Source organism: Pseudolactococcus raffinolactis NBRC 100932 (assembly GCF_001591765.1).
GTDB classification, from domain to species: Bacteria; Bacillota; Bacilli; order Lactobacillales; family Streptococcaceae; genus Pseudolactococcus; species Pseudolactococcus raffinolactis.
Window position 1 is genome coordinate 1 of record NZ_BCVN01000021.1, and the last position, 19,435, is coordinate 19,435.

Here is a 19,435-nt window from a genome sequence, read left to right on the forward strand (position 1 = left end):
ACTTACGCTTTCGAGATCACTCTCAATGACGAAAAAATCACACTTTTATGATATAATACGGGCAATGGTAGGATATCATTAAGGGAGTCGTATTTTATGTAGTAGATGTTATTGAAAATGAAAACATTTTATGTTATAATGTTTAGTAAACGTATACTAAAAAGTAGAATTGAGGATGAAACATGACGGTTTTGATTTTAGGTGGTGCTGGATATATTGGCAGTCATGCAACAGATGAATTTCTTGCACGTGGTTACGATGTTGCAGTCGTTGATAATTTGTCAACTGGGCATCGTGCAGCAGTAGCAGACAAGGCACGATTTTACCAAGGAGATATCCGTGACAAAGCTTTCTTGACAGACGTTTTCACTCAAGAGAAAAACATCGAAGGGGTCATGCATTTTTGTGCCTATTCTTTAGTTAGTGAGTCGATGTCAAAACCACTCATGTACTTTGAAAATAATGTTGGCGGGGCTATGACATTACTAGACGTGATGCAAGATTTTGATGTTAAACATATCGTTTTCTCAAGTACAGCAGCAACATTTGGTATTCCAGAAGAAATGCCAATCACTGAGAAAACACCTCAAAATCCTATCAATCCTTATGGTGAAAGCAAGCTCATCATGGAAAAAATGATGGCTTGGCAAGCTGCTGCGACAGATATGACTTATGTTGCTCTGCGTTATTTCAATGTAGCTGGTGCTAAACATGACGGTTCTATTGGAGAAGCCCATAAAAACGAAACACATTTGATTCCGATTATCTTGCAAGTTGCCCTCGGTCAACGCGATAAAATCATGATCTATGGCGATGATTATCAAACAGAAGACGGAACTTGTGTCCGTGATTATATCGGTATGACAGATTTGATTGATGCCCATATCAAATCGCTTGAGTATCTTAAAGCAGGTGGTCAATCTGATGCCTTTAATTTAGGGACGAAAACAGGCTATTCTAACTTACAAGTCTTGGAAACAGCTCGCCAAGTAACAGGTCATGCCATTGCGTCAGAAATCGGTCCACGACGTATTGGCGATCCAGATGCCTTGATAGCAGATAGCAGTAAAGCTCAGGAAATCCTCGCGTGGACTCCTACAGAAAAACTAGCAGATATCATTAAAAATGCCTGGACATGGCATCAAAATCATCCACATGGGTATGAAGATTAATAGCAGTGTTAAAATACACCAATGCGCAAATTTTTGATGATTATCTTGAACTTCCAAAAAAAGTTATCTATTTTCCATCAGTGATGGTTAATAAATAACTTTTTTTGTTTAGTTTGGCTTCATACCATATCTTTATTCTTGCTCAGCCCACTCACGCGTAAAGAAGTGTTCATTTAAGTAATAATTAGGTGTTGGTTGCTTAGTGGTTAGGAAAGCATTGACAGCTTTATCAAACGCCAACCAACCATTCCAGCCTAGATGGATGGTATCTTGCATAAAGTAGGGTTCGCCACCTTGTTTAGACAGGTCAGCGATTTGATTAAAGCCTTGCGAAGTCAGTTGGTAACGAATCTTTTCAACTGTTTTAGCATACATTTCAGGGCTCAAACCAGTATAGGCTTGCCATTTTTCATTGACAGGTGGAATGACGAACATCACATCTGTCTGATTTTTAGCAAACTCACTCAGAATGAGTTGAAAGTCATTATACTCTGGTGACTTAAGGTATGAAAAGTTAGTCTGACTATCTTTTAACTTACCTAGTTTATGTTCGATACGTTGAGAGTAAAAGCTGTTCAAAATACAGAACTCGTTATTGTTAGTATGTGCTTGACCAAGCTGCTCTGCCTGTGTATGTAAGTTTTGTAAATTATAAGGTTGAGGTAGTTTGCTAGCACGGGGCACCACTTTATCCTGATAATTATCTCCAAACTGCATGCCTGCAAATAAATTATCTTCTCGACTGACTAAACGCTGCGCTAATTTGATCTGCCATTTGTCCATTGTCGATAGGTGTTTGCCATCGGCAATTTTTTTCATGAAATGATTAATTGGGCTTTCAGGCATCAAATCTAGAAAACGTTTAGCGGCATATTTATCTTCATCAGAACCAGTCGAATATTTTAAGAAATTATACCCTTGATCACTGGCGTAGTAAGCGTTAAAAGCGCCAGATACTTGTCCATCCTTGACAAACCACTGTGGGGAAATAACAAAAACAGCTTGCTTGGCAGTTAGTTGAGGTCGAATTTGCTGCATGCCGAAATAATGGGTCAATGATTCTGCCCCTTTTAAGCCGAGTAAAAATGGGGTATAGTCTCGCCTATAAGCCTCTGATAAGATAGATGGGTGCATTTCATCCAGACGGCGCCATTCACTTGAACCAAAAAAGGGAACAAACCGATGATTAGCGTCAGAAAGCGCCTCTTTTTTTAAGGCAGCATTTTTGAATACGGTTGGCGTTAAAGCGGTAGCCGCACGTTTTTCATCTGATAAATGATGTGATGTTCTTTCAGGTGCAAGTAAGAGCAAGGCAAATAATCCGATGAAGGCGACGAGGAGTGGCCCTAAAATCAGCCAAAGTGGTTTAAGCATTTTGTAAATCCTTTACACCTTGAACGATTTTATTACCTGTATTCCAGTCGTCACGTCCCATATCAGAAACTGGAATTTTGATATTGAATTTTTCTTCTAGCTCAATAACGAGTTCAACTGTTCCCATTGAGTCCAGTACACCCGCATCGAAAAGGTCCTCGTCCATCATATCAGAAATATCTTCCATAAATAAGTTGTCAATTATATCAATGACTGTTGTTTGAACATCCATTTTTAAATTCTCCTATAAAGTAAAGTTGTGAAATCAAGTCAGAAGGCTATCATATGATAGGCGAAACTGTAACTATCATTTTGGGAAGTGGTGGAACCAGAGTTGGTCTAAAAATCCTGAGAAGAGTAATAGACTCACCATGACAACATTGAATGTAATCAAGATACCAAGTGCATGTGTCCATTTATTGTCAGGTAAAAGTGGTTGCCCATTTTTTTTGCGTGTTTTATTAATCGTTTTCTTGCGACGTACCCACCAGTCGTTGATAATTAAACCAACACCATGGAAGATGCCGTAAGCAACATAATACCAAGTCACGCCATGCCAGAAGCCCATGATGGTCATGTTTAACAAGTAAGCCACGCTTGAGGTTGTATTTCTATTTTTAAAGATTTTGTGCTTCATCATGACGTAGACAAGTCTCATGAAAACAAAATCTCTAAACCAGAAACTCAAAGACATATGCCAACGATTCCAGAAATCTTTCAAATCTCTTGCGATGAAGGGCTTATTAAAGTTAACAGGTGTTTTAATCCCCATCAAATAGGAAATACCGATCGCAAATAAAGAGTAGCCTGCAAAGTCAAAGAATAAATACAGGCCATAGGCATACATCACCAAAAGTGTTTGCCAATTAAAGATACCACCCGCATGAAGCGCAATATGTTTAAACTGAGGCAAGAGCACTTCGCCAAATAGATGTGCCATGATGAATTTGTAAAAAGCCCCTAACATGATAGACCAAACAGCCTTTTCAATCATAGCTAAATAATCTTCACGACTAGGCGGAGTGAGATAGTCTTCGTTAAATCGACGAAAGCGATCAATCGGACCAGATGAAATCGTTGGCATGAAAATCATAAAACGAAAGAATGACCAAAAAGTGACAGTTTTTAATTCACCATCACGCAATTCCATAATCATGGCAACAGATCTAAACGTGAGGTAAGAAATACCAAGAAAACCGAGTAATGAATCAACACCAAGTACAGCAGGCGTAACTTTAACGATAATCAATGGTAGTAGGGCAACTAATATACTGATATAGAAGACCCATTTGTTATCCGCTTTTTGGCGATAGGTTTGATAAGCAAAAACAATTAACGTTTGCCAGACAAGATAGAAAACTAGGGCAAAGAACTGTTGATATTTTGACCCACCAAACATTAAAGTGATAAAAGCAATTGAGACAAAACTCTCGTAAATCTGGAGCCTGCGACGGAAAAACAGTGCGATGATAATCGGTAGCAGGGCTAATATTAGGATCCCGAAATATTTTGGTGTCCCGTAAGGTTGCCAATTGGGTAAAAATTGTAACAGACCGCTCATTGGCTATTCACCTCAGCAATCAAAGCTTTGATATCAATTTTACCATTTGGAGTAATCGGCAAAGATTCTCGATAAATAAAACGTGATGGCATCATGTAAGACATCATATCATTTTCAAGTTCGGCTTTGATGGCTTTCGTCAAATGTAAATCACGTTCAAATTGATCACGCGTACCAGGTTTCAGCACGATATAAGCCAAAAGCTGATGGACTTTATGCTGATCGTTATAACGTGGTACAGCCACAGCAGAAGCAACATATTGAGAGAGGTTCAAGACATGCGCAACTTCCTCTAACTCAATCCGATAACCATTAAGCTTAATTTGGAAGTCCATACGACCTCGATAATGTAGCATTCCTGTCTCATCAAGTAAGCCTAAATCGCCAGTATGATAAGCTTTTTGACCTTTTAGTTCAAAGAAAGATTGCTCTGTTTTTTCAGGATTATTGATATAACCTTTAGAAACAGCAGGCCCAGTCACGATAATTTCGCCCTGTTCTCCAGCACTCAGAATGTCTCCGGCTTCATTGAGAATAAAAGTCGGAGAGTCAGCTTTGATATAACCAATAGGCAGACGATCTGATTTATCAATCATCTCATCTGTAATGGTCACAGCAGAGAAAGCAACGGTACTTTCAGTAGGCCCAAAAGTATTCAAAATTTTGGCTTTAGGAAAGCGTTGGCGTAATTTACTAGCAGTACCAATGGTTAACTCCTCACCACAGAAATAAAAGTGAGTTAAGCTAGGCATCTTTTCAGATGAAAAATCTTCTGAAAGTAAGACCATATCAGCAAAGGAAGGTGTTGATACCCAAACTTGAATCGGTAAAGTTGGTAAAACAGCAAATAAATCTTTAAAATTCTCTGTTTTTTCTTTAGGTAGAGCATAGAGACAGCCACCAGCAGCTAACGCTGGTGCCCAAGACATTACTGACAAATCAAAAGAATACGGTGCTTGTGACAAAATTTTAGCATGTGGTGGTAAGTCAAATTCACTTGAAGTAAGTGTCCAGTTAACAAAGGACAAGAGATTCGTATGTGAAATTTGGACACCTTTAGGTTTGTCGGTAGTGCCAGAGGTAAAGATAATGTAATAAGTCTCATCACCAATAACAGGATGTGTCAGCTCATACTCTGATGGTTGGGCAAGGACAGTGGCCAATTGTTCAGGTGTCACGACTGGAATTCCTGGAATCTCAATCGGTAACGGAGTAATCGTAATCACCGCACTCGGTTCAGCAATCTCGACAATATTTGTCAACCGTTCATTAGCTGAATTGACGTCCACAGGAATGTAAGCATGTCCAGACTTTGTCAAGCCAACAAAGGTTGCAAGCATTTCGTATTCTTGCCCTCCGAAAACCATCACTGGACTTTTCTCAGGTAGGTTTAAGCTATCAATGTAAGCTGCAATCGTATCTGAGTCTTGCTTGAGTTTTTGGTAAGTATAGGTTTGTCCCAATAAATCATAAGCAGGTGCAGTGGGAATTTCTTTTGCATGGTGATTAAGTGTTGCGATAAAGTCTGAAACGCGCATAGGTAATCTTCTTTCCTTGTGATTAGAATTCATTATAAATAAAGTGGCCTTGTCCTTTTCCGGAATAGTTAAACAAATAAAGCAAGGCAATGATGATCATAAAATAGAATAAGCTTTGCAAAATAAATTTGATGACAGGCCATGCCTTATGTTGTGGCAAATTATGAATATATTTAATCATTTATTAATTCTCCTGTTTTGAAATTGTCACTTCACTATTTTAACAAGTATTTTGGTAAATTGCTACTATTTTTTGAATGGATAAAGTAAAGTTAAAATGATTATATCAAAAATATGTTAACTGAATCTTACAAAAGAGACTTGAAACTTACAGTTTTGATAGTAATTGCAATTGCGAAATATGAAAAAAAGCGTAGCACAGTCAATGTGAACACGCTTTATGAATCAATCTATCGCTTTTAGTTTTAAGACAGCGTCAAAGTGGTTTCTTATTTGGCGTGCCTGCTTTACGTGGAAATTTCTTAGGCGTCTCTTTTTTCTTTTCTACAATGACCAAATGACGTTCGTCTCCATTTGGCAAAGCATAATCCAGTGTATCGCCTAACTTACCACCCAAAATCGCGATAGCGTGCTTTCCTTCTGAAATTTCATCTAGCATTTGACTGGCCTTTAAAGATAGAAGCTTACCATCTTTTCTTAAAAATGGTAGTGTCAATTCTGCCAAAACGTTGAGGCGCGCCACGGCGCGAGCAGTAACGTAGTCAAACTGACCTCTGTAAATTGGATTTTGACCAAAATCTTCTGCTCGACCATGTAATAAAGTAATGGAAGCTGGATCAAAACCGAGTTTGTCAGACAGAGTAGTCAAGAATTTAATTCGCTTATTTAAAGAATCAATGATTGTCACCTGTAAGTCAGGGTAGATAATCTTCATTGGAAAGCTAGGAAATCCAGCACCAGCACCAATATCTAATAAGTTAACTGGTGAGTTATCAATTACATTATATAATATCGGTGCAATAGAATCGTAAAAATGTTTGAGATAAACTTCATTTTCTTCAGTAATCGCAGTTAAGTTAATTTTTTCATTCTCAGTAACCAAGAAGTTAAAATAAATCTTAAACTGTGATTTCTGTAAATCAGATAACTGGATATTAAAGGTCTCAAGCGAGCTATAAAAGTCTTCAGGGGTCATAGTTGTCTTTCTAAAAGTTCTTCAGTAATCTGACGGATATCAGATTTGACAGGGGTATTGGGTAATTTATTGATAAGTTTGAGCGCTGTTGTCGTATATTGACGTGCTAAATCGTATGTTTTTTGAAGCGCCTCAGTTTGCTGAATGATTTTAAAGACTGTATCAAAATCTTCTTGTTTTAAACACTCAGCTACCCGAGTATCTGCACCTAAGGCGAATAGAACAGGCGCAGAATAAATACCTTGTTGCATGTCTGCAAGAACAGGCTTACCAAGCGTCTCGCTATCTGCAGTGTAATCAAGATAGTCATCCATAATTTGAAAAGCAATCCCGATATTGAGACCAATATCATAGGCTAATTGTGCTAATCTGTAGTTACCGTCAGCAAATGGCGCAACAGCACAAGCCTGCGCAAATAATTCGGCGGTTTTTCCTGAAATATTATCAATATAATCAGAAATCGTCTGCTCTGTATTAAATTTCAGATTCATTTGGCCCAGTTCGCCATTGAGCAATTTTTCCATGGCCTCAACACGCTGAGATAAATTTGACAAGTCTAAGGCATGTTGAATCATCAATCTAAAAACAGCAATAAAAAGATAGTCACCTGCATAAACCGCGATTTCTGGTCCATAAAGATGAGAAATCGTTGGCACGCCACGGCGTGTTTCAGCTTGGTCAATCACATCATCATGGATCAAGGTAGCAGTATGTAGCATTTCGATGGAACTGGCTAGTGCAATTCTTTTATCTGGTTCAAGGTCAGTGAATTCAGAGAATAACAAGAGATAGGCAGGGCGAAGCCGCTTGCCACCAGACGCAAATAAATTTAAAATGGCTGCTTGTGTTTGCGGATTTTTGACATGAATGGCAGTAGTCATCATGTACTGTACCTGTTCAAGCTGATTTGAAAGATGGAGATAAGGTATCCAAAAGGTCATGTGTGTGTCATCCAAGTTTTATTTTCTTTTATCAATAAAGCATTGATAGGTTTAATTTTATAAAGTAACGAATTACCTGCTATGCCGATGAAAAAGCCAGCTAAGAGACCGAAAAAGGCGAGCCATGGCAGATAAAGTAAGACAGCGGGTGTCTGGGCGATCCAAGTTGCCATTAATAGTTGACCAACATTATGGAAAAAGCCACCGACTAGAGAAATACCAATCAAACTGACAAGCCTTGGGCCTAAAAGTTTGATAAGATACATCGCAAGTAGCGATAGAAAACCACCAGCCATGCTATAGAGAAAGACAGAGAAGCCGGTAAAAAGGGCAGTGAGTAAAAGTTTGAGTACCATTAGAATGATAACATCAGATTTTTTCAGTGTAAAAATGGCCATTAAAACAATCAGATTGGCAAAGCCAAATTTAGCACCTGGTGCAAAAGCAAAAGGTGAAGGTAATAAGGATTCAACAATCCCAATAATGGTCGCTGTCGCTGTTAGTAAAGCGATATAGACAAGTCGATGTAAATATTCTAGGTTCATTAATAATCTATTATCCTATTTTCGTCATCATTACCTGATGGCATGACCTCAATGACAAGTTTATGAGGGAGACAAACGATCGTCTGTCCAGTTTGATTGATAAAGCCTTTTCTGACACAGATTTGATCGCCGCAATTGGCATAAACGATGGCGATACGACCATCTCGGACCTCTATTTTGTTAATATCACCGTCGGCATCTTGATAGGTGTAGGTTTGATCTTTCGTTAAATCAAAGGTTTTAATAACCTGACTGTTCACTCGCAATTGTGCCTGTCGGCTGGTACCATGTTCGCCCCCTAATAATAGAAAAGGCGTAAAACTTGCTACCATTAAACAAATAACGAGTATAAAATCTAACGGTTTCATCCGTAAAGTTTTGATTGAAGTCAAGATGTTTTGCAGCTTGCCCTTAGTTGTATTCATTATCATATTTTATCATTTTTGGGGCATTTTTGCTTGAAAAGATTAAATAAAAGCTACTTTTAACCTATTATCGCAAGAAAATCAGAAAAACGTTCCAGTATCAGAACGTTTCACACTTATTTTTTAGCTGTAGTAGTTTTAGTTGCGGCTTGATCAGCTTTTTCAAGTTCTTTACCTTTTTTGATGATGTAATCATGTAAGTCTTGCTTGATTTGCGGATGGCTGAGGCCATATTCAATCGTCGTTTCAACAAAACCAAATTTATCTCCGACATCATAACGTCGACCAGTAAATTCGCGAGCAAAGACGCGTTGTGTTTTGTTAAGTGTCTCAATAGCATCTGTTAATTGAATCTCATTACCAGCACCAGGTGTTTGATTTTCTAAGATACTAAAGATTTCAGGTGTTAAGAGATAACGACCGATGATTGCCAAATCACTTGGTGCATCAGCAACAGCTGGTTTTTCAACGAAATTAGCGACATTATAGAGACCTTTTTCGACTTCACCTTCAGGTGCAATCACACCGTATTTATCAACATCTTGATGCGGTACTTTCATGACAGCGATAGTTGACGCATGCGTTGTTTCGAAATCATTGATAAGTTGTTTCGTTAATGGTAATTCTGATTCCATCAAATCATCACCAAGCATAACGACAAATGGTTCTTCACCGATAAATGATTTGGCTTGCAAGACGGCATGTCCCAAACCTTTGGGATGGCTTTGACGGATGAAGTGCAAGTTGATATCTGTCGTTTCTTCAACGAGTTTCAACAAATCATCCTTGCCTTTTTCCTTAAGCGCCATTTCAAGTTCGATATTCGAGTCAAAATGATCTTCAATAGGACGTTTCGCTTTTCCAGTGACAATCAAAATATCTTCAATACCAGATTTGAGGGCTTCCTCAACGATAAATTGGATCGTTGGCTTATCTACAATTGGTAACATTTCTTTTGCGAGTGCTTTTGTAGCTGGTAAAAAACGGGTGCCGAGCCCAGCAGCTGGGATTACAGCTTTACGCACTTTTTTACTTAAACAATCATCTTTCATCTTAATTCAATCCTTTAATCTCTATAATATATTCATTCTCGGGACGACCTTCACGGCGCATCAATTTGATAATACTTTCCCGAATATCCGCATCTTGATAAATCACATTATAAATGGTGTCAACGATTGGCATGTCTACAGAAAGCATCTCAGCTAACTCATGCGCAACTTTTGTTGTTGACACACCCTCGATGACCATGCCCATGTTGGCTTCGATATCCGCGAGTTTTTCACCACGGCCTAAGGCATCACCAGCACGCCAGTTTCGAGAGTGAACCGAGGTGCCCGTAACAATCAAATCACCAACACCTGATAAACCGATATAGGTCATAGGATTAGCACCCATGGCCACACCGAGACGTGTAATTTCGGCAAGCCCACGGGTAATAATCGCTGCTTTGGCATTATCACCAAACCCGAGACCGTGTAAGGCGCCTGCGCCGACTGCGATAACGTTTTTCAAAGCAGCCGCTGTCTCTACACCGATGACATCATCATTCGTATATAGTCTGAAATAGTCGTTGCTAAAAAGTTCTTGAACATATTTGGCATCCTCAAGGTTTTTGGAAGCAGCGGTGATCAAGGTTAAATCACGGACAATGGTTTCTTCAGCATGAGAAGGACCAGAAACGACAACAACTTCTGAACGCAAGTCAGCGGGGATTTCTTCTTCCAAGATCGTAGAGATGCGCTCGTGTGTGCCTTGCTCCAAACCTTTGGAAGCGTGCATAACAACGACTTTGTGATCCAAAACATCAGCAACTTGTTTGGCAACGAGCCGAGTGACTTTGGTTGGGACAACGAACAGTATCGCATCAACATCCGCAAGGGCAGTAGACAAGTTATCGTAACCTGTGATTTTATCGTCTAAGACAACATCACTAAAGTAACGTGTATTGGTATGTTTTTCATTGATTTCAGTAATCTGTTCAGGAACATTTCCCCAAATCCGTACTTCATGACCATTATCATTGAGAACTTGTGATAGTGCAGTTCCCCATGAACCAGGACCTAAGACGGCAATTTTCTTTTGAGTCATAATACCTCCAATTGTATTCCTTTTCATTTTAGCATATTCCTATGCAAAAATCATACTCTAGACTGAGAATTGCAGGAAAAAATGTGCTAAAATAGTATTATGAAATACATAACAATATTGATAATAATAGTGGTGGTACTCATTTTGTGGTTAATACATGATTATAAAAAAAGTAAAAAAAATCCAAATTTAATTGAAACTTATCATGAAAAAGGGTTGTCTGATCAAGACATCACTATTTTTCGTGAGACCATGCAGGATGCTAAAATTCAAATCAAGTCTTGGGAAACTGCCGTTAAGCATGATTCTGAGTTACAAATCATTGAAAATGTAACGGGCGGTTTGAAGAGCGCTAAAAAACTATTTCAACTCATCGTTAAACGTCCAAAAATGGCGCTTACCAATCATGATTTTCTCTATAAACAACTACCAACAATGGTTGAGTTGACAGAAACTTATGATGATGTCAAAAGTGTTGATAAACTTGACCAAAATTTAAAGATAGAGAGTCAAAAAGTAATTCGAAAGTTGTCTGAAAAAATTGCGAAAACGTATGAACTAGAGATATCTGATGATATTGAAAATATAAAAAACGAGGTAGAAAATGGCTAATGATATTCTGGATGATTTAATGACCGCTGACCAATCCATCACACTAGAAAATCCAATCACACAAAGTACAACTACAGAAAACGCTGTTACGACACTTTCACAAGAAGAATTAGGGAAAGCAAAAGAGTTATCTAAGTCTCTTGATGAAAATAATTCCCAATCCGTGATTGAGTATGGCTCGCTTGCACAAAAAAAAATTGGTGATTTTTCACAGTCTGTTTTGAATAAGGTCCAAGCTAAAGATTTAGGTGAAGTAGGGACAGCACTGACTGATTTAATGTATCAACTCCAAGAGTCGAATCCTAATGACCTTGTGGCAGAAGATCCTGGCTTTTTCAAGAAGATGTTTGGCAAGGTCAAAAAATCAATTTTTGAAATCACACAAAAATATCAAAAATTGGGTGCTGGTATTGACAAAATTTCAATCAAGTTAACGCATGAGTACAAGGGTTTATTAGATGATAATAAAACATTAGAGACACTTTATGCTGAAAATTTGGACTATTTCCATGCCCTTAATGTCTATATTGCGGGTGCAGAGTTGAAAATCAAGGAACTTGATGAAACGATCATTCCTCAAGCGAGAATTGAAGCTGAAAATACACCAGATAATGCCATTGCGGTTCAAAAGATTTCTGATTTGGAAAGCTATAAAAATCGGTTGGATAAACGTCAGTATGATCTGAAGTTAGCGCGTCAAATCACCATTCAACAAGCACCACAAATTCGGTTGATTCAAAATACCAATCAAGAATTAGCTGAAAAGATTCAAACGTCAATTAACACCGCCATTCCTTTATGGAAAAATCAGGTTGCTATTGCGCTTACACTCTTGAAACAAAAAGATGCCTTAACGAGTCAACGAATTGTATCAAGTACGACAAATGACTTGTTAACAAAGAACTCTGAGATGTTGAAACAGTCATCTATCGAAGCAGCACGTGAAAATGAACGTGGTGTGGTTGATATCGAGACACTTAAAACGACTCAGGCTAATTTAATTGAAACGATTCAAGAAACGATGAATATTCAACGTGAAGGTGCCATCAAACGACGCCAAGGTGAAGTGGAGTTGGCGCAACTCGAAGAAGAAATCAAAACAAAATTATTGGAACTATCTAATAAAGGAAAAAGCGAGTAAAATTTTATTTCGCTTTTTTTGTCTCAAAATTGGACTATACCATTTTTGACAAAGGTCATAAAAAGGTGTAAAATGATAAGAGAGCGTATAAAGAAAGAATAACGAGGTAAAGCCAATGACAACTTACTATATCAAAGCGGACAAATTTTTCTATCCTTATGAAGTCAAAGTCGGTGGCTTTTTAGAAGTTACTGCAGATGGCAAATTTGGTAAACATACGATGCAAGCGCCTGAAAATGCTGAAATTTTAGATTATAGCGGTCATTTCATTGCACCAGGACTAGTCGACACACACGTGCATGGTTATGCCGGTGCTGATGTCATGGACAATAACAAAGATGGTATCGTTCATACGATGAGTGATGCACTTTTATCAACTGGTGTCACATCATTCTTACCTACTGCTTTGACTGCAAGCTATGAACAATTGCGTGATATCTGTGAGACAATTGGCGAGCATTACACAGAAGCTTCTGGCGCTAAAATCCAAGGCATTTTCTTTGAGGGGCCTTATTTTACTGAAAAATACAAAGGTGCGCAAAACGCAGACTATATGCGTAATCCAAGTTTCGAAGAATTCGAAGGATGGCAAGCAGCTGCTAAAGGGATGTTACTTAAAATCGCTGTTGCCCCTGAACGTGATGGCGTCGAAGATTTCATCTCTAAAGTAACAGCAACTGGTACGAAAGTTGCCTTAGGCCATTCTGACGCGACTTATGAACAGGCTGTACGTGGCGCAGAAGCAGGTGCTAGCATCTGGGTTCACGCCTATAACGGGATGCGTGGCTTGACGCATCGTGAACTTGGGATGGTTGGTGCTATCTATGAAATTCCACACACTTATGCCGAACTAATTTGTGATGGTCATCATGTCCATCCAAAAGCTTGCGATATTTTAATGAAACAAAAAGGACACGATCATGTTGCCTTGATTACTGACTGTATGCGTGCCGGCGGGGAACCTGATGGCGACTATATGTTAGGTGAATATCCGGTTATTGTTGAAAATGGTACTGCACGTCTGAAGGACGGTGGTAATCTAGCAGGTTCTATCTTGAAACTCAAAGATGGCCTTAAAAATGTAGTAGAATGGGGCATTGCATCACCTGAAGAAGCTGTGATGATGGCAACGCTTATTCCAGCTAAGTCAGTTGGCATTGATGATAGATGTGGGCGAATTAAACCTGGTTTTGCGGCCGATTTCATCGTTCTTGAAGAAAATCTAGAACTATCAGCTACATATTTAAATGGTGAAAAAGTTTATTCGGCTTAAGTTTCAAATGTGGTACAAAGCACTAGCGACTGGTCGGATATAATATGAATTAAGAAAAGCGTATGAGCGCTTTTTTTAATGCGTAAATAAAGAAAACGTTTTCTTTGATTTAGCACTGACAAATTAAGATTAAACGTGGTATAATGATTAAGATAAAAACTTTGGAGGATTAGTATTCAAATGAAACGTATTGCCGTTTTAACCAGTGGTGGCGACGCCCCTGGTATGAATGCCGCTATTCGTGCCGTTGTTCGTAAAGCCATTTACGAAGGTATGGAAGTATTCGGTATTAACTATGGTTATGCTGGTATGGTTGCTGGCGACATATTCCCTTTGGCAAGTAGAGGAGTTGGCGGAAAAATTTCACAGGGTGGCACATTCTTGTACTCTGCGCGCTTTCCTGAATTTGCTGAGCTTGAAGGTCAGCTTGCTGGTATTGAACAGCTTAAAAAACATGGTATCGAAGGTGTTGTTGTTATCGGTGGCGATGGTTCATACCATGGTGCGATGCGCTTAACAGAGCATGGCTTCCCAGCTATTGGTTTACCAGGAACGATTGATAACGATATCGTCGGAACTGACTATACCATTGGGTTTGATACTGCTGTGACAACAGCACTCGAAGCGATTGACAAAATCCGTGATACATCATCTTCACATAAACGCACGTTTATCGTTGAAGTGATGGGACGTCACGCTGGAGATATCGCGCTTTGGGCTGGTATCGGTGCAGGTGCTGATGAAATTCTCATCCCTGAACAAGATTTCGATGTGAATGATTTAGTTGCATCAATCAAAAATGGCTACAAAAATGGTAAAAACCATAATATCATCGTCCTTGCAGAAGGTGTAATGACCGGTGCAGAACTTGCAGAGAAAATTAAAGCTGCTGGTGATGATAGTGATCTTCGTGTTAGTACTTTGGGTCATATCCAACGTGGTGGTACACCAACTGCCCGTGACCGTGTTCTTGCATCATGGATGGGCGCCCGCGCTGTAGAATTACTTAAAGAAGGTCGTGGTGGCCTTGCAGTCGGTATTCATAACGAAAAATTGGTTGAAAGCCCAATTTTAGGAACAGCAGAAGAAGGTGCCTTGTTTAGTCTTGATAATGGTAAAATCGTTGTCAATAATCCTCACAAAGCCAACCTTGATTTGTACAAACTTAACAAAGAAATTTCATCATAAGCACCAGATTATCTTTCTTTAAACCACTTGTTAACTTCACTGCGTAAGCAGTATCAGAACACCTCTCTTTTGAGATGTTCATAAATATTGGTGAAAGCCACTTAATTATAGAAGGAGTTCTATCAAAATGAACAAACGCGTAAAAATTGTTGCAACACTTGGACCAGCTGTTGAAATTCGTGGTGGTAAAAAATTCGGAGACGATGGCTACTGGGGTGAAAAACTCGACGTTGAAGCATCAGCACAAAAAATTGCTGAACTCATCAAAGAGGGCGCAAATGTTTTCCGTTTTAATTTCTCACACGGTGACCATGAAGAGCAAGGCGACCGCATGAAAGTTGTGCGTCGCGCTGAAGAAATCGCTAACCAAAAAGTTGGTTTCTTGCTCGACACAAAAGGTCCTGAAATCCGTACTGAATTGTTCGAAGATGATGCTAAAGAATACGAATACAAAACAGGTGATAAATTACGTGTTGCAACAAAACAAGGTATGAAATCTACTAAAGATGTGATTGCTTTGAACGTTGCAGGTGGTCTTGACATTTTTGATAATGTTGAAATCGGTCAAACAATCCTTATCGATGATGGTAAACTTGGTTTGACACTTGCTGGTAAAGATGCTGCAACTCGCGAATTCGAAGTTGAAGTTCAAAATGATGGTGTCATCGCTAAACAAAAAGGTGTTAACATCCCTAACACTAAAATTCCTTTCCCAGCACTTGCTGAACGCGATAATGCGGACATCCGTTTTGGTTTGGAACAAGGTTTGAACTTCATCGCGATTTCATTTGTACGTTCTGCTAAAGACGTTAATGAAGTGCGTGCTATTCTTGAAGAAACTGGTAACACACACGTCCAACTTTTCCCTAAAATCGAAAACCAACAAGGTATCGACAATATCGATGAAATCATTGCTGCTTCTGAAGGTATCATGATTGCCCGTGGTGATATGGGTATTGAAGTACCATTTGAAATGGTGCCAGTTTACCAAAAACAAATCATCCAAAAAGTTAATGCTGCTGGTAAAGCTGTTATTACAGCAACTAACATGCTTGAAACAATGACTGATAAACCACGTGCAACACGTTCAGAAATCTCTGACGTTTTCAACGCGGTTATCGATGGTACTGATGCAACAATGCTTTCAGGCGAATCTGCTAACGGTAAATACCCAGTAGAATCAGTTCGCACAATGGCAACTGTTGACAAAAATGCGCAAGCACTTTTGAAAGAATATGGCCGTTTGTCATCTAACAAATTTGACCGCTCTAGCGTAACAGAAGTTGTTGCGTCAGCAGTTAAAGATGCGACAAACTCTATGGATATCAAATTGATTGTTGCTTTGACTGAGTCTGGTTCGACTGCACGTTTGATCTCTAAATACCGTCCTGATGCTGATATTTTGGCAGTAACATTTGACGAAAAAATTGAAAAATCACTCATGATTAACTGGGGTGTTATTCCAACATTGACTGAAAAACCTTCATCAACTGATGACATGTTTGAAGTTGCTGAAAAAGCAGCAATTGACTCAGGTCTTGTGGCATCTGGCGACAACATCATCATCGTTGCTGGTGTACCAGTTGGTTCTGGCCGTACTAATACAATGCGTATCCGTACAGTTAAATAATTGAGTTTATGAAAAAGCACGTTTTTGCTAACGTGTTTTTTTGTGAGAACATTTATTGAAAAATTACTCAAAAGATAGATTAAAAGGAATAGGTATAGATGACATATTTTAAAAAATCAGTATTTTTATTAGCTTTTTTGACGATTTTTGTGACTCTAGCGTCATGTTCAAATGCCACTTCAAAAAAATCTGCTAACCTTCAATCAACTGTAGAAAAGACTGATAAAAAACATAATCTTGATTATGATAATCAAAAGAGTTGGAAGTTCGAAAGTGGCGACAGTCAGTCACCAATTAATATTGACACGAAAAATGTCCAAAATATGACTGATAATGGGATGATTGTTTTAAGTTATGCTTCTAAGTTTGATAAAGTAGTGGATAATGGTCATTCAATTGAGGCCGAAATTAAGGGTACTGCTGAAATTAATGGAAGAAAATATACTCTAAAGCAATTTCATTTTCACGCACCTAGCGAACATGAAATTGACGGGAAACATTTCCCTTTAGAAGTCCATTTTGTCAATCAAGCACAAGATGGTAGACTTGCTGTTATTGCTGCCATGTTTCAGGTAGGCAAGACAAATCAGACTTTTCAAACCATACTAAATCAGATTGATTCAGAGCAAGCGGGTAATTTCCTATTAAGTGATTTATTACCAAGTGATCAGGATTATTACCATTACAATGGTTCACTGACTACGCCACCTTTAAGCGAAAATGTCGAGTGGTACGTGATGAAACATCCTGTAACGTTGAGTTCTGAACAGTTAAAAGCATTTCGTAACTACTATTATGACAATAATCGCAAGATTCAAGATACTCATCAACGTGCCATTCTATCACATGATGATTGAGTAGAACTTAAAGCTCATTTAGTGGTAGGATCTAAAGCATTTTCTCATTAATGAATATTAAAGGACGGGTCGTATTGACTCGTCCTTTAATGTTTTACGAATAAAATGTTTCTATTTTTTTGAGTAATGTGATGGTGTGTTTACCAGTTCGAATTGACTTGCTAATATGTGAAAGATTATCTTTATCAAAGGTAAATGAAATGGGTAGCTCTGATAAATCCGAAATACAAATTCCAATTTTATTACTTATAACAAAATCGGAAAACGGAGAGATAGCAGGTATAACAACTGGTAGACCTGCTGCTAGATATAAACTAAGCTTATGAGGACTATTCAACCGCTGATAAGCCTGGTAGTAGGTCTTATCCATCTCATCACTATCCCAAACAAGGCCAACACCATCAGGCAACTCTGTTGGTGCGGTGTCTTGTGGTAAAATGGTCTGTAGGTTAAGTGTAGGTGGCAAATCTGCTGCTGACCATTTTCTGGGAAGATTGCCAAAAACTTTAATGGGCAATGGGAAAGTTTTGAGCCAGGTGGCTTTTGTCAAGGTTCCTGCGAAAATTAGGTCATGATTTGGTTTTCTGTCAGGAATTTGGCTATCGGTGAGATAGTCAAAAAGGCCTAAGATGAAGATTGGGATAGGAAGCGCTATGGCCTCTGCCATTTCTGAGGTATGGACAACGAGACCATCAGAATACCTTAACAGAGCATATTCACGTTTACTATCTTGTCTGTCCGAAAGCCGTAGGGGTTCGAAATCATGGATCAATATGATAAATTTTGCCCCAGTCAGTTGAACCGCTCTTTGAAAATTTTCTTCAAATTCTAGAGGGAGGTAGCTTGGAAACTGATGGACGACAATATCGGATGATGAAAGGCTAACGACGAGGTTATCAGCGTTGGTACCTTGGGTGGCACGGTCTATTTCCAAGCGTTGCCAACCTTTGCTAGCAGCAATTTTTGCGATATCATCTTTAGGTTTGGTTGCACCGACTGGCATCCATGGTTCTATCGTATGTGTCATATAGTTCATGTCTTTATTCTAACACGTTACTTACCTTTAAACCGCAAAAAAAGTCAATTGGTTTTAAATATAGGGTTTGTTTGTGGCTTCAGTAAGGCAGAAGTTACAACAAGTCCCGTGTTGCATGATGGTAAAAAAAGCTATTTTACGGTATAATTAAACCAGTGACTTAAAAAAGATGAGGTGACATATGATTGCAGGAATTTGGGCAGAAGATGCGCAAGGTTTGATTGGCTCAAATGGTGTATTGCCGTGGTTTTTGCCAAGTGAACTTCAACATTTTAAACAAACGACGATGGGTCAAGTCATTTTAATGGGACGTAAGACCTTTGAAGGAATGAATAAGCGAGTACTACCTGGTCGAACGACCATTGTTTTAACACGCGATGAAACGTATCAAGTTGACAATGACTCAGTTCTAGTATTTCATAGTCCCGAGGCAGTTCTAAATTGGTATTACGGGCAAGACCCAGATACTGCAAAAGATTTGTATGTGACAGGTGGTGCAGAAATGTTTGTTGCTTTCAAGACATCATTTAATCAACTTTACCGGACGATTATTGCAGGGACATTTGAAGGAGACACCTATTTTCCGAAAGTGTTAGATTTTGAGAATTATACTGAGGTATCAAGTGTTACCCACCCTGCAGATGAAAAAAATGACTATGCGTTCACAGTCAAACGATATGAGAATAAGAGATAATGGAAAAAACAATATTTGGTGCGTTCACAGCTGTTTTAGCTTGGATTTGTTTAGTGTGTGCGGTACAGTGTTTCCGTAAAAAGAAGTTTGGTCTAGCCATTCTCTTTTTATTGTGTGCTTTTACCAACCTTGTCAATTCAATCCATGCCGTCTATCAGACACTATTTTGATTACTGAAATTTAGAAGAGGGAAAATCTAGA

At 38.7% G+C, this 19,435-nt stretch carries 21 protein-coding genes; 9 read left to right on the forward strand and 12 right to left on the reverse strand.

The annotated features are described in order from the left end of the window. Positions 1-182: 182 nt before the first annotated feature. Positions 183-1,172 carry a UDP-glucose 4-epimerase GalE gene (galE, locus tag LRA01S_RS06955; protein ID WP_061774915.1) on the forward strand — a complete coding sequence of 330 codons (990 nt, stop codon included), beginning with the start codon at positions 183-185 and terminating at the stop codon, positions 1,170-1,172. A gap of 132 nt (positions 1,173-1,304) precedes the next feature. Here galE and dltD read toward each other — a convergent pair whose 3' ends face one another. The 11 genes from dltD to LRA01S_RS07010 all read right to left on the reverse strand — a co-directional run bounded on the left by dltD (position 1,305) and on the right by LRA01S_RS07010 (position 10,803). Then, positions 1,305-2,546 carry a D-alanyl-lipoteichoic acid biosynthesis protein DltD gene (gene dltD, locus LRA01S_RS06960; protein WP_061774916.1) on the reverse strand — a complete coding sequence of 414 codons (1,242 nt, stop codon included), beginning with the start codon at positions 2,544-2,546 and terminating at the stop codon, positions 1,305-1,307. Continuing rightward, on the reverse strand, positions 2,539-2,778 hold the full coding sequence (gene dltC, locus LRA01S_RS06965; RefSeq protein WP_061774917.1) for a D-alanine--poly(phosphoribitol) ligase subunit DltC: 240 nt from the start codon (positions 2,776-2,778) through the stop codon (positions 2,539-2,541). The genes dltD and dltC overlap by 8 nt, the downstream gene beginning before the upstream one ends. A 75-nt stretch (positions 2,779-2,853) precedes the next feature. Continuing rightward, the gene (gene dltB, locus LRA01S_RS06970) at positions 2,854-4,107 is read right to left on the reverse strand and encodes a D-alanyl-lipoteichoic acid biosynthesis protein DltB (protein ID WP_061774918.1); all 1,254 of its coding nucleotides are present in this window, start codon (positions 4,105-4,107) and stop codon (positions 2,854-2,856) included. Next, a complete protein-coding gene (gene dltA, locus LRA01S_RS06975) occupies positions 4,104-5,645 on the reverse strand; it encodes a D-alanine--poly(phosphoribitol) ligase subunit DltA (protein ID WP_061774919.1) in 1,542 nt (513 codons plus the stop codon). The genes dltB and dltA overlap by 4 nt, the downstream gene beginning before the upstream one ends. A 22-nt stretch (positions 5,646-5,667) precedes the next feature. Further along, a complete protein-coding gene (locus tag LRA01S_RS06980; RefSeq protein ID WP_061774920.1) occupies positions 5,668-5,826 on the reverse strand; it encodes a teichoic acid D-Ala incorporation-associated protein DltX in 159 nt (52 codons plus the stop codon). Positions 5,827-6,081: 255 nt separating this feature from the next. Further along, entirely contained in the window at positions 6,082-6,801 is a 720-nt protein-coding gene (gene rsmG, locus LRA01S_RS06985) for a 16S rRNA (guanine(527)-N(7))-methyltransferase RsmG (protein ID WP_061774921.1), read from the reverse strand. Beyond that, complete coding sequence (locus LRA01S_RS06990; RefSeq protein ID WP_061774922.1) at positions 6,798-7,742, reverse strand: polyprenyl synthetase family protein; 945 nt, start codon at positions 7,740-7,742, stop codon at positions 6,798-6,800. The genes rsmG and LRA01S_RS06990 overlap by 4 nt, the downstream gene beginning before the upstream one ends. Next, entirely contained in the window at positions 7,739-8,287 is a 549-nt protein-coding gene (locus tag LRA01S_RS06995; RefSeq protein ID WP_061774923.1) for a Gx transporter family protein, read from the reverse strand. The genes LRA01S_RS06990 and LRA01S_RS06995 overlap by 4 nt, the downstream gene beginning before the upstream one ends. Next, complete coding sequence (locus LRA01S_RS07000) at positions 8,287-8,712, reverse strand: NusG domain II-containing protein (RefSeq protein WP_061774924.1); 426 nt, start codon at positions 8,710-8,712, stop codon at positions 8,287-8,289. The genes LRA01S_RS06995 and LRA01S_RS07000 overlap by 1 nt, the downstream gene beginning before the upstream one ends. A 116-nt stretch (positions 8,713-8,828) precedes the next feature. Then, entirely contained in the window at positions 8,829-9,764 is a 936-nt protein-coding gene (galU, locus tag LRA01S_RS07005) for a UTP--glucose-1-phosphate uridylyltransferase GalU (protein WP_061774925.1), read from the reverse strand. Position 9,765: 1 nt separating this feature from the next. Then, a complete protein-coding gene (locus tag LRA01S_RS07010) occupies positions 9,766-10,803 on the reverse strand; it encodes an NAD(P)H-dependent glycerol-3-phosphate dehydrogenase (RefSeq protein WP_061774926.1) in 1,038 nt (345 codons plus the stop codon). 144 nt (positions 10,804-10,947) lie between these two features. Here LRA01S_RS07010 and LRA01S_RS07015 point away from each other — a divergent pair, with 144 nt between their 5' ends. From LRA01S_RS07015 to LRA01S_RS07040, 6 genes are all read left to right on the forward strand, one after another. Continuing rightward, positions 10,948-11,415, forward strand: coding sequence for a 5-bromo-4-chloroindolyl phosphate hydrolysis family protein (locus LRA01S_RS07015; protein WP_061774927.1), 468 nt, complete (start codon positions 10,948-10,950; stop codon positions 11,413-11,415). Continuing rightward, a complete protein-coding gene (locus LRA01S_RS07020; RefSeq protein ID WP_061774928.1) occupies positions 11,408-12,556 on the forward strand; it encodes a toxic anion resistance protein in 1,149 nt (382 codons plus the stop codon). The genes LRA01S_RS07015 and LRA01S_RS07020 overlap by 8 nt, the downstream gene beginning before the upstream one ends. A gap of 115 nt (positions 12,557-12,671) precedes the next feature. After that, complete coding sequence (nagA, locus tag LRA01S_RS07025; protein WP_061774929.1) at positions 12,672-13,829, forward strand: N-acetylglucosamine-6-phosphate deacetylase; 1,158 nt, start codon at positions 12,672-12,674, stop codon at positions 13,827-13,829. A gap of 180 nt (positions 13,830-14,009) precedes the next feature. Beyond that, positions 14,010-15,017 (forward strand): 6-phosphofructokinase, encoded by a 1,008-nt coding sequence (gene pfkA, locus LRA01S_RS07030; RefSeq protein WP_061774930.1) that lies wholly within the window; start codon positions 14,010-14,012, stop codon positions 15,015-15,017. A gap of 127 nt (positions 15,018-15,144) precedes the next feature. Beyond that, entirely contained in the window at positions 15,145-16,647 is a 1,503-nt protein-coding gene (gene pyk, locus LRA01S_RS07035) for a pyruvate kinase (RefSeq protein WP_061774931.1), read from the forward strand. A 98-nt stretch (positions 16,648-16,745) separates the two neighbouring features. Next, on the forward strand, positions 16,746-17,504 hold the full coding sequence (locus LRA01S_RS07040) for a carbonic anhydrase (protein WP_061774932.1): 759 nt from the start codon (positions 16,746-16,748) through the stop codon (positions 17,502-17,504). Positions 17,505-17,598: 94 nt separating this feature from the next. Here the strand turns inward: LRA01S_RS07040 and LRA01S_RS07045 are convergent, their stop codons facing one another. Further along, a complete protein-coding gene (locus LRA01S_RS07045) occupies positions 17,599-18,540 on the reverse strand; it encodes a glycosyltransferase (protein WP_061774933.1) in 942 nt (313 codons plus the stop codon). A 181-nt stretch (positions 18,541-18,721) separates the two neighbouring features. On the opposite strand from LRA01S_RS07045, the gene LRA01S_RS07050 reads away from it, so the two are divergent. Continuing rightward, positions 18,722-19,234: a dihydrofolate reductase gene (locus tag LRA01S_RS07050; protein WP_061774934.1), complete on the forward strand. Its 513-nt coding sequence runs from the start codon at positions 18,722-18,724 to the stop codon at positions 19,232-19,234. Next, on the forward strand, positions 19,234-19,404 hold the full coding sequence (locus LRA01S_RS11095; RefSeq protein ID WP_096824061.1) for a hypothetical protein: 171 nt from the start codon (positions 19,234-19,236) through the stop codon (positions 19,402-19,404). The genes LRA01S_RS07050 and LRA01S_RS11095 overlap by 1 nt, the downstream gene beginning before the upstream one ends. Positions 19,405-19,435 lie beyond the last annotated feature (31 nt).

What these genes read in the sequence shown, in the direction of transcription:
- galE (WP_061774915.1), top strand. Translation starts at nt 183, where the DNA reads ATGACGGTTTTGATTTTAGGTGGTGCTGGATATATTGGCAGTCATGCA.
- dltD (WP_061774916.1), bottom strand. Translation starts at nt 2,546, where the DNA reads ATGCTTAAACCACTTTGGCTGATTTTAGGGCCACTCCTCGTCGCCTTC.
- dltC (WP_061774917.1), bottom strand. Translation starts at nt 2,778, where the DNA reads ATGGATGTTCAAACAACAGTCATTGATATAATTGACAACTTATTTATG.
- dltB (WP_061774918.1), bottom strand. Translation starts at nt 4,107, where the DNA reads ATGAGCGGTCTGTTACAATTTTTACCCAATTGGCAACCTTACGGGACA.
- dltA (WP_061774919.1), bottom strand. Translation starts at nt 5,645, where the DNA reads ATGCGCGTTTCAGACTTTATCGCAACACTTAATCACCATGCAAAAGAA.
- LRA01S_RS06980 (WP_061774920.1), bottom strand. Translation starts at nt 5,826, where the DNA reads ATGATTAAATATATTCATAATTTGCCACAACATAAGGCATGGCCTGTC.
- rsmG (WP_061774921.1), bottom strand. Translation starts at nt 6,801, where the DNA reads ATGACCCCTGAAGACTTTTATAGCTCGCTTGAGACCTTTAATATCCAG.
- LRA01S_RS06990 (WP_061774922.1), bottom strand. Translation starts at nt 7,742, where the DNA reads ATGACCTTTTGGATACCTTATCTCCATCTTTCAAATCAGCTTGAACAG.
- LRA01S_RS06995 (WP_061774923.1), bottom strand. Translation starts at nt 8,287, where the DNA reads ATGAACCTAGAATATTTACATCGACTTGTCTATATCGCTTTACTAACA.
- LRA01S_RS07000 (WP_061774924.1), bottom strand. Translation starts at nt 8,712, where the DNA reads ATGAATACAACTAAGGGCAAGCTGCAAAACATCTTGACTTCAATCAAA.
- galU (WP_061774925.1), bottom strand. Translation starts at nt 9,764, where the DNA reads ATGAAAGATGATTGTTTAAGTAAAAAAGTGCGTAAAGCTGTAATCCCA.
- LRA01S_RS07010 (WP_061774926.1), bottom strand. Translation starts at nt 10,803, where the DNA reads ATGACTCAAAAGAAAATTGCCGTCTTAGGTCCTGGTTCATGGGGAACT.
- LRA01S_RS07020 (WP_061774928.1), top strand. Translation starts at nt 11,408, where the DNA reads ATGGCTAATGATATTCTGGATGATTTAATGACCGCTGACCAATCCATC.
- nagA (WP_061774929.1), top strand. Translation starts at nt 12,672, where the DNA reads ATGACAACTTACTATATCAAAGCGGACAAATTTTTCTATCCTTATGAA.
- pfkA (WP_061774930.1), top strand. Translation starts at nt 14,010, where the DNA reads ATGAAACGTATTGCCGTTTTAACCAGTGGTGGCGACGCCCCTGGTATG.
- pyk (WP_061774931.1), top strand. Translation starts at nt 15,145, where the DNA reads ATGAACAAACGCGTAAAAATTGTTGCAACACTTGGACCAGCTGTTGAA.
- LRA01S_RS07040 (WP_061774932.1), top strand. Translation starts at nt 16,746, where the DNA reads ATGACATATTTTAAAAAATCAGTATTTTTATTAGCTTTTTTGACGATT.
- LRA01S_RS07045 (WP_061774933.1), bottom strand. Translation starts at nt 18,540, where the DNA reads ATGAACTATATGACACATACGATAGAACCATGGATGCCAGTCGGTGCA.
- LRA01S_RS07050 (WP_061774934.1), top strand. Translation starts at nt 18,722, where the DNA reads ATGATTGCAGGAATTTGGGCAGAAGATGCGCAAGGTTTGATTGGCTCA.
- LRA01S_RS11095 (WP_096824061.1), top strand. Translation starts at nt 19,234, where the DNA reads ATGGAAAAAACAATATTTGGTGCGTTCACAGCTGTTTTAGCTTGGATT.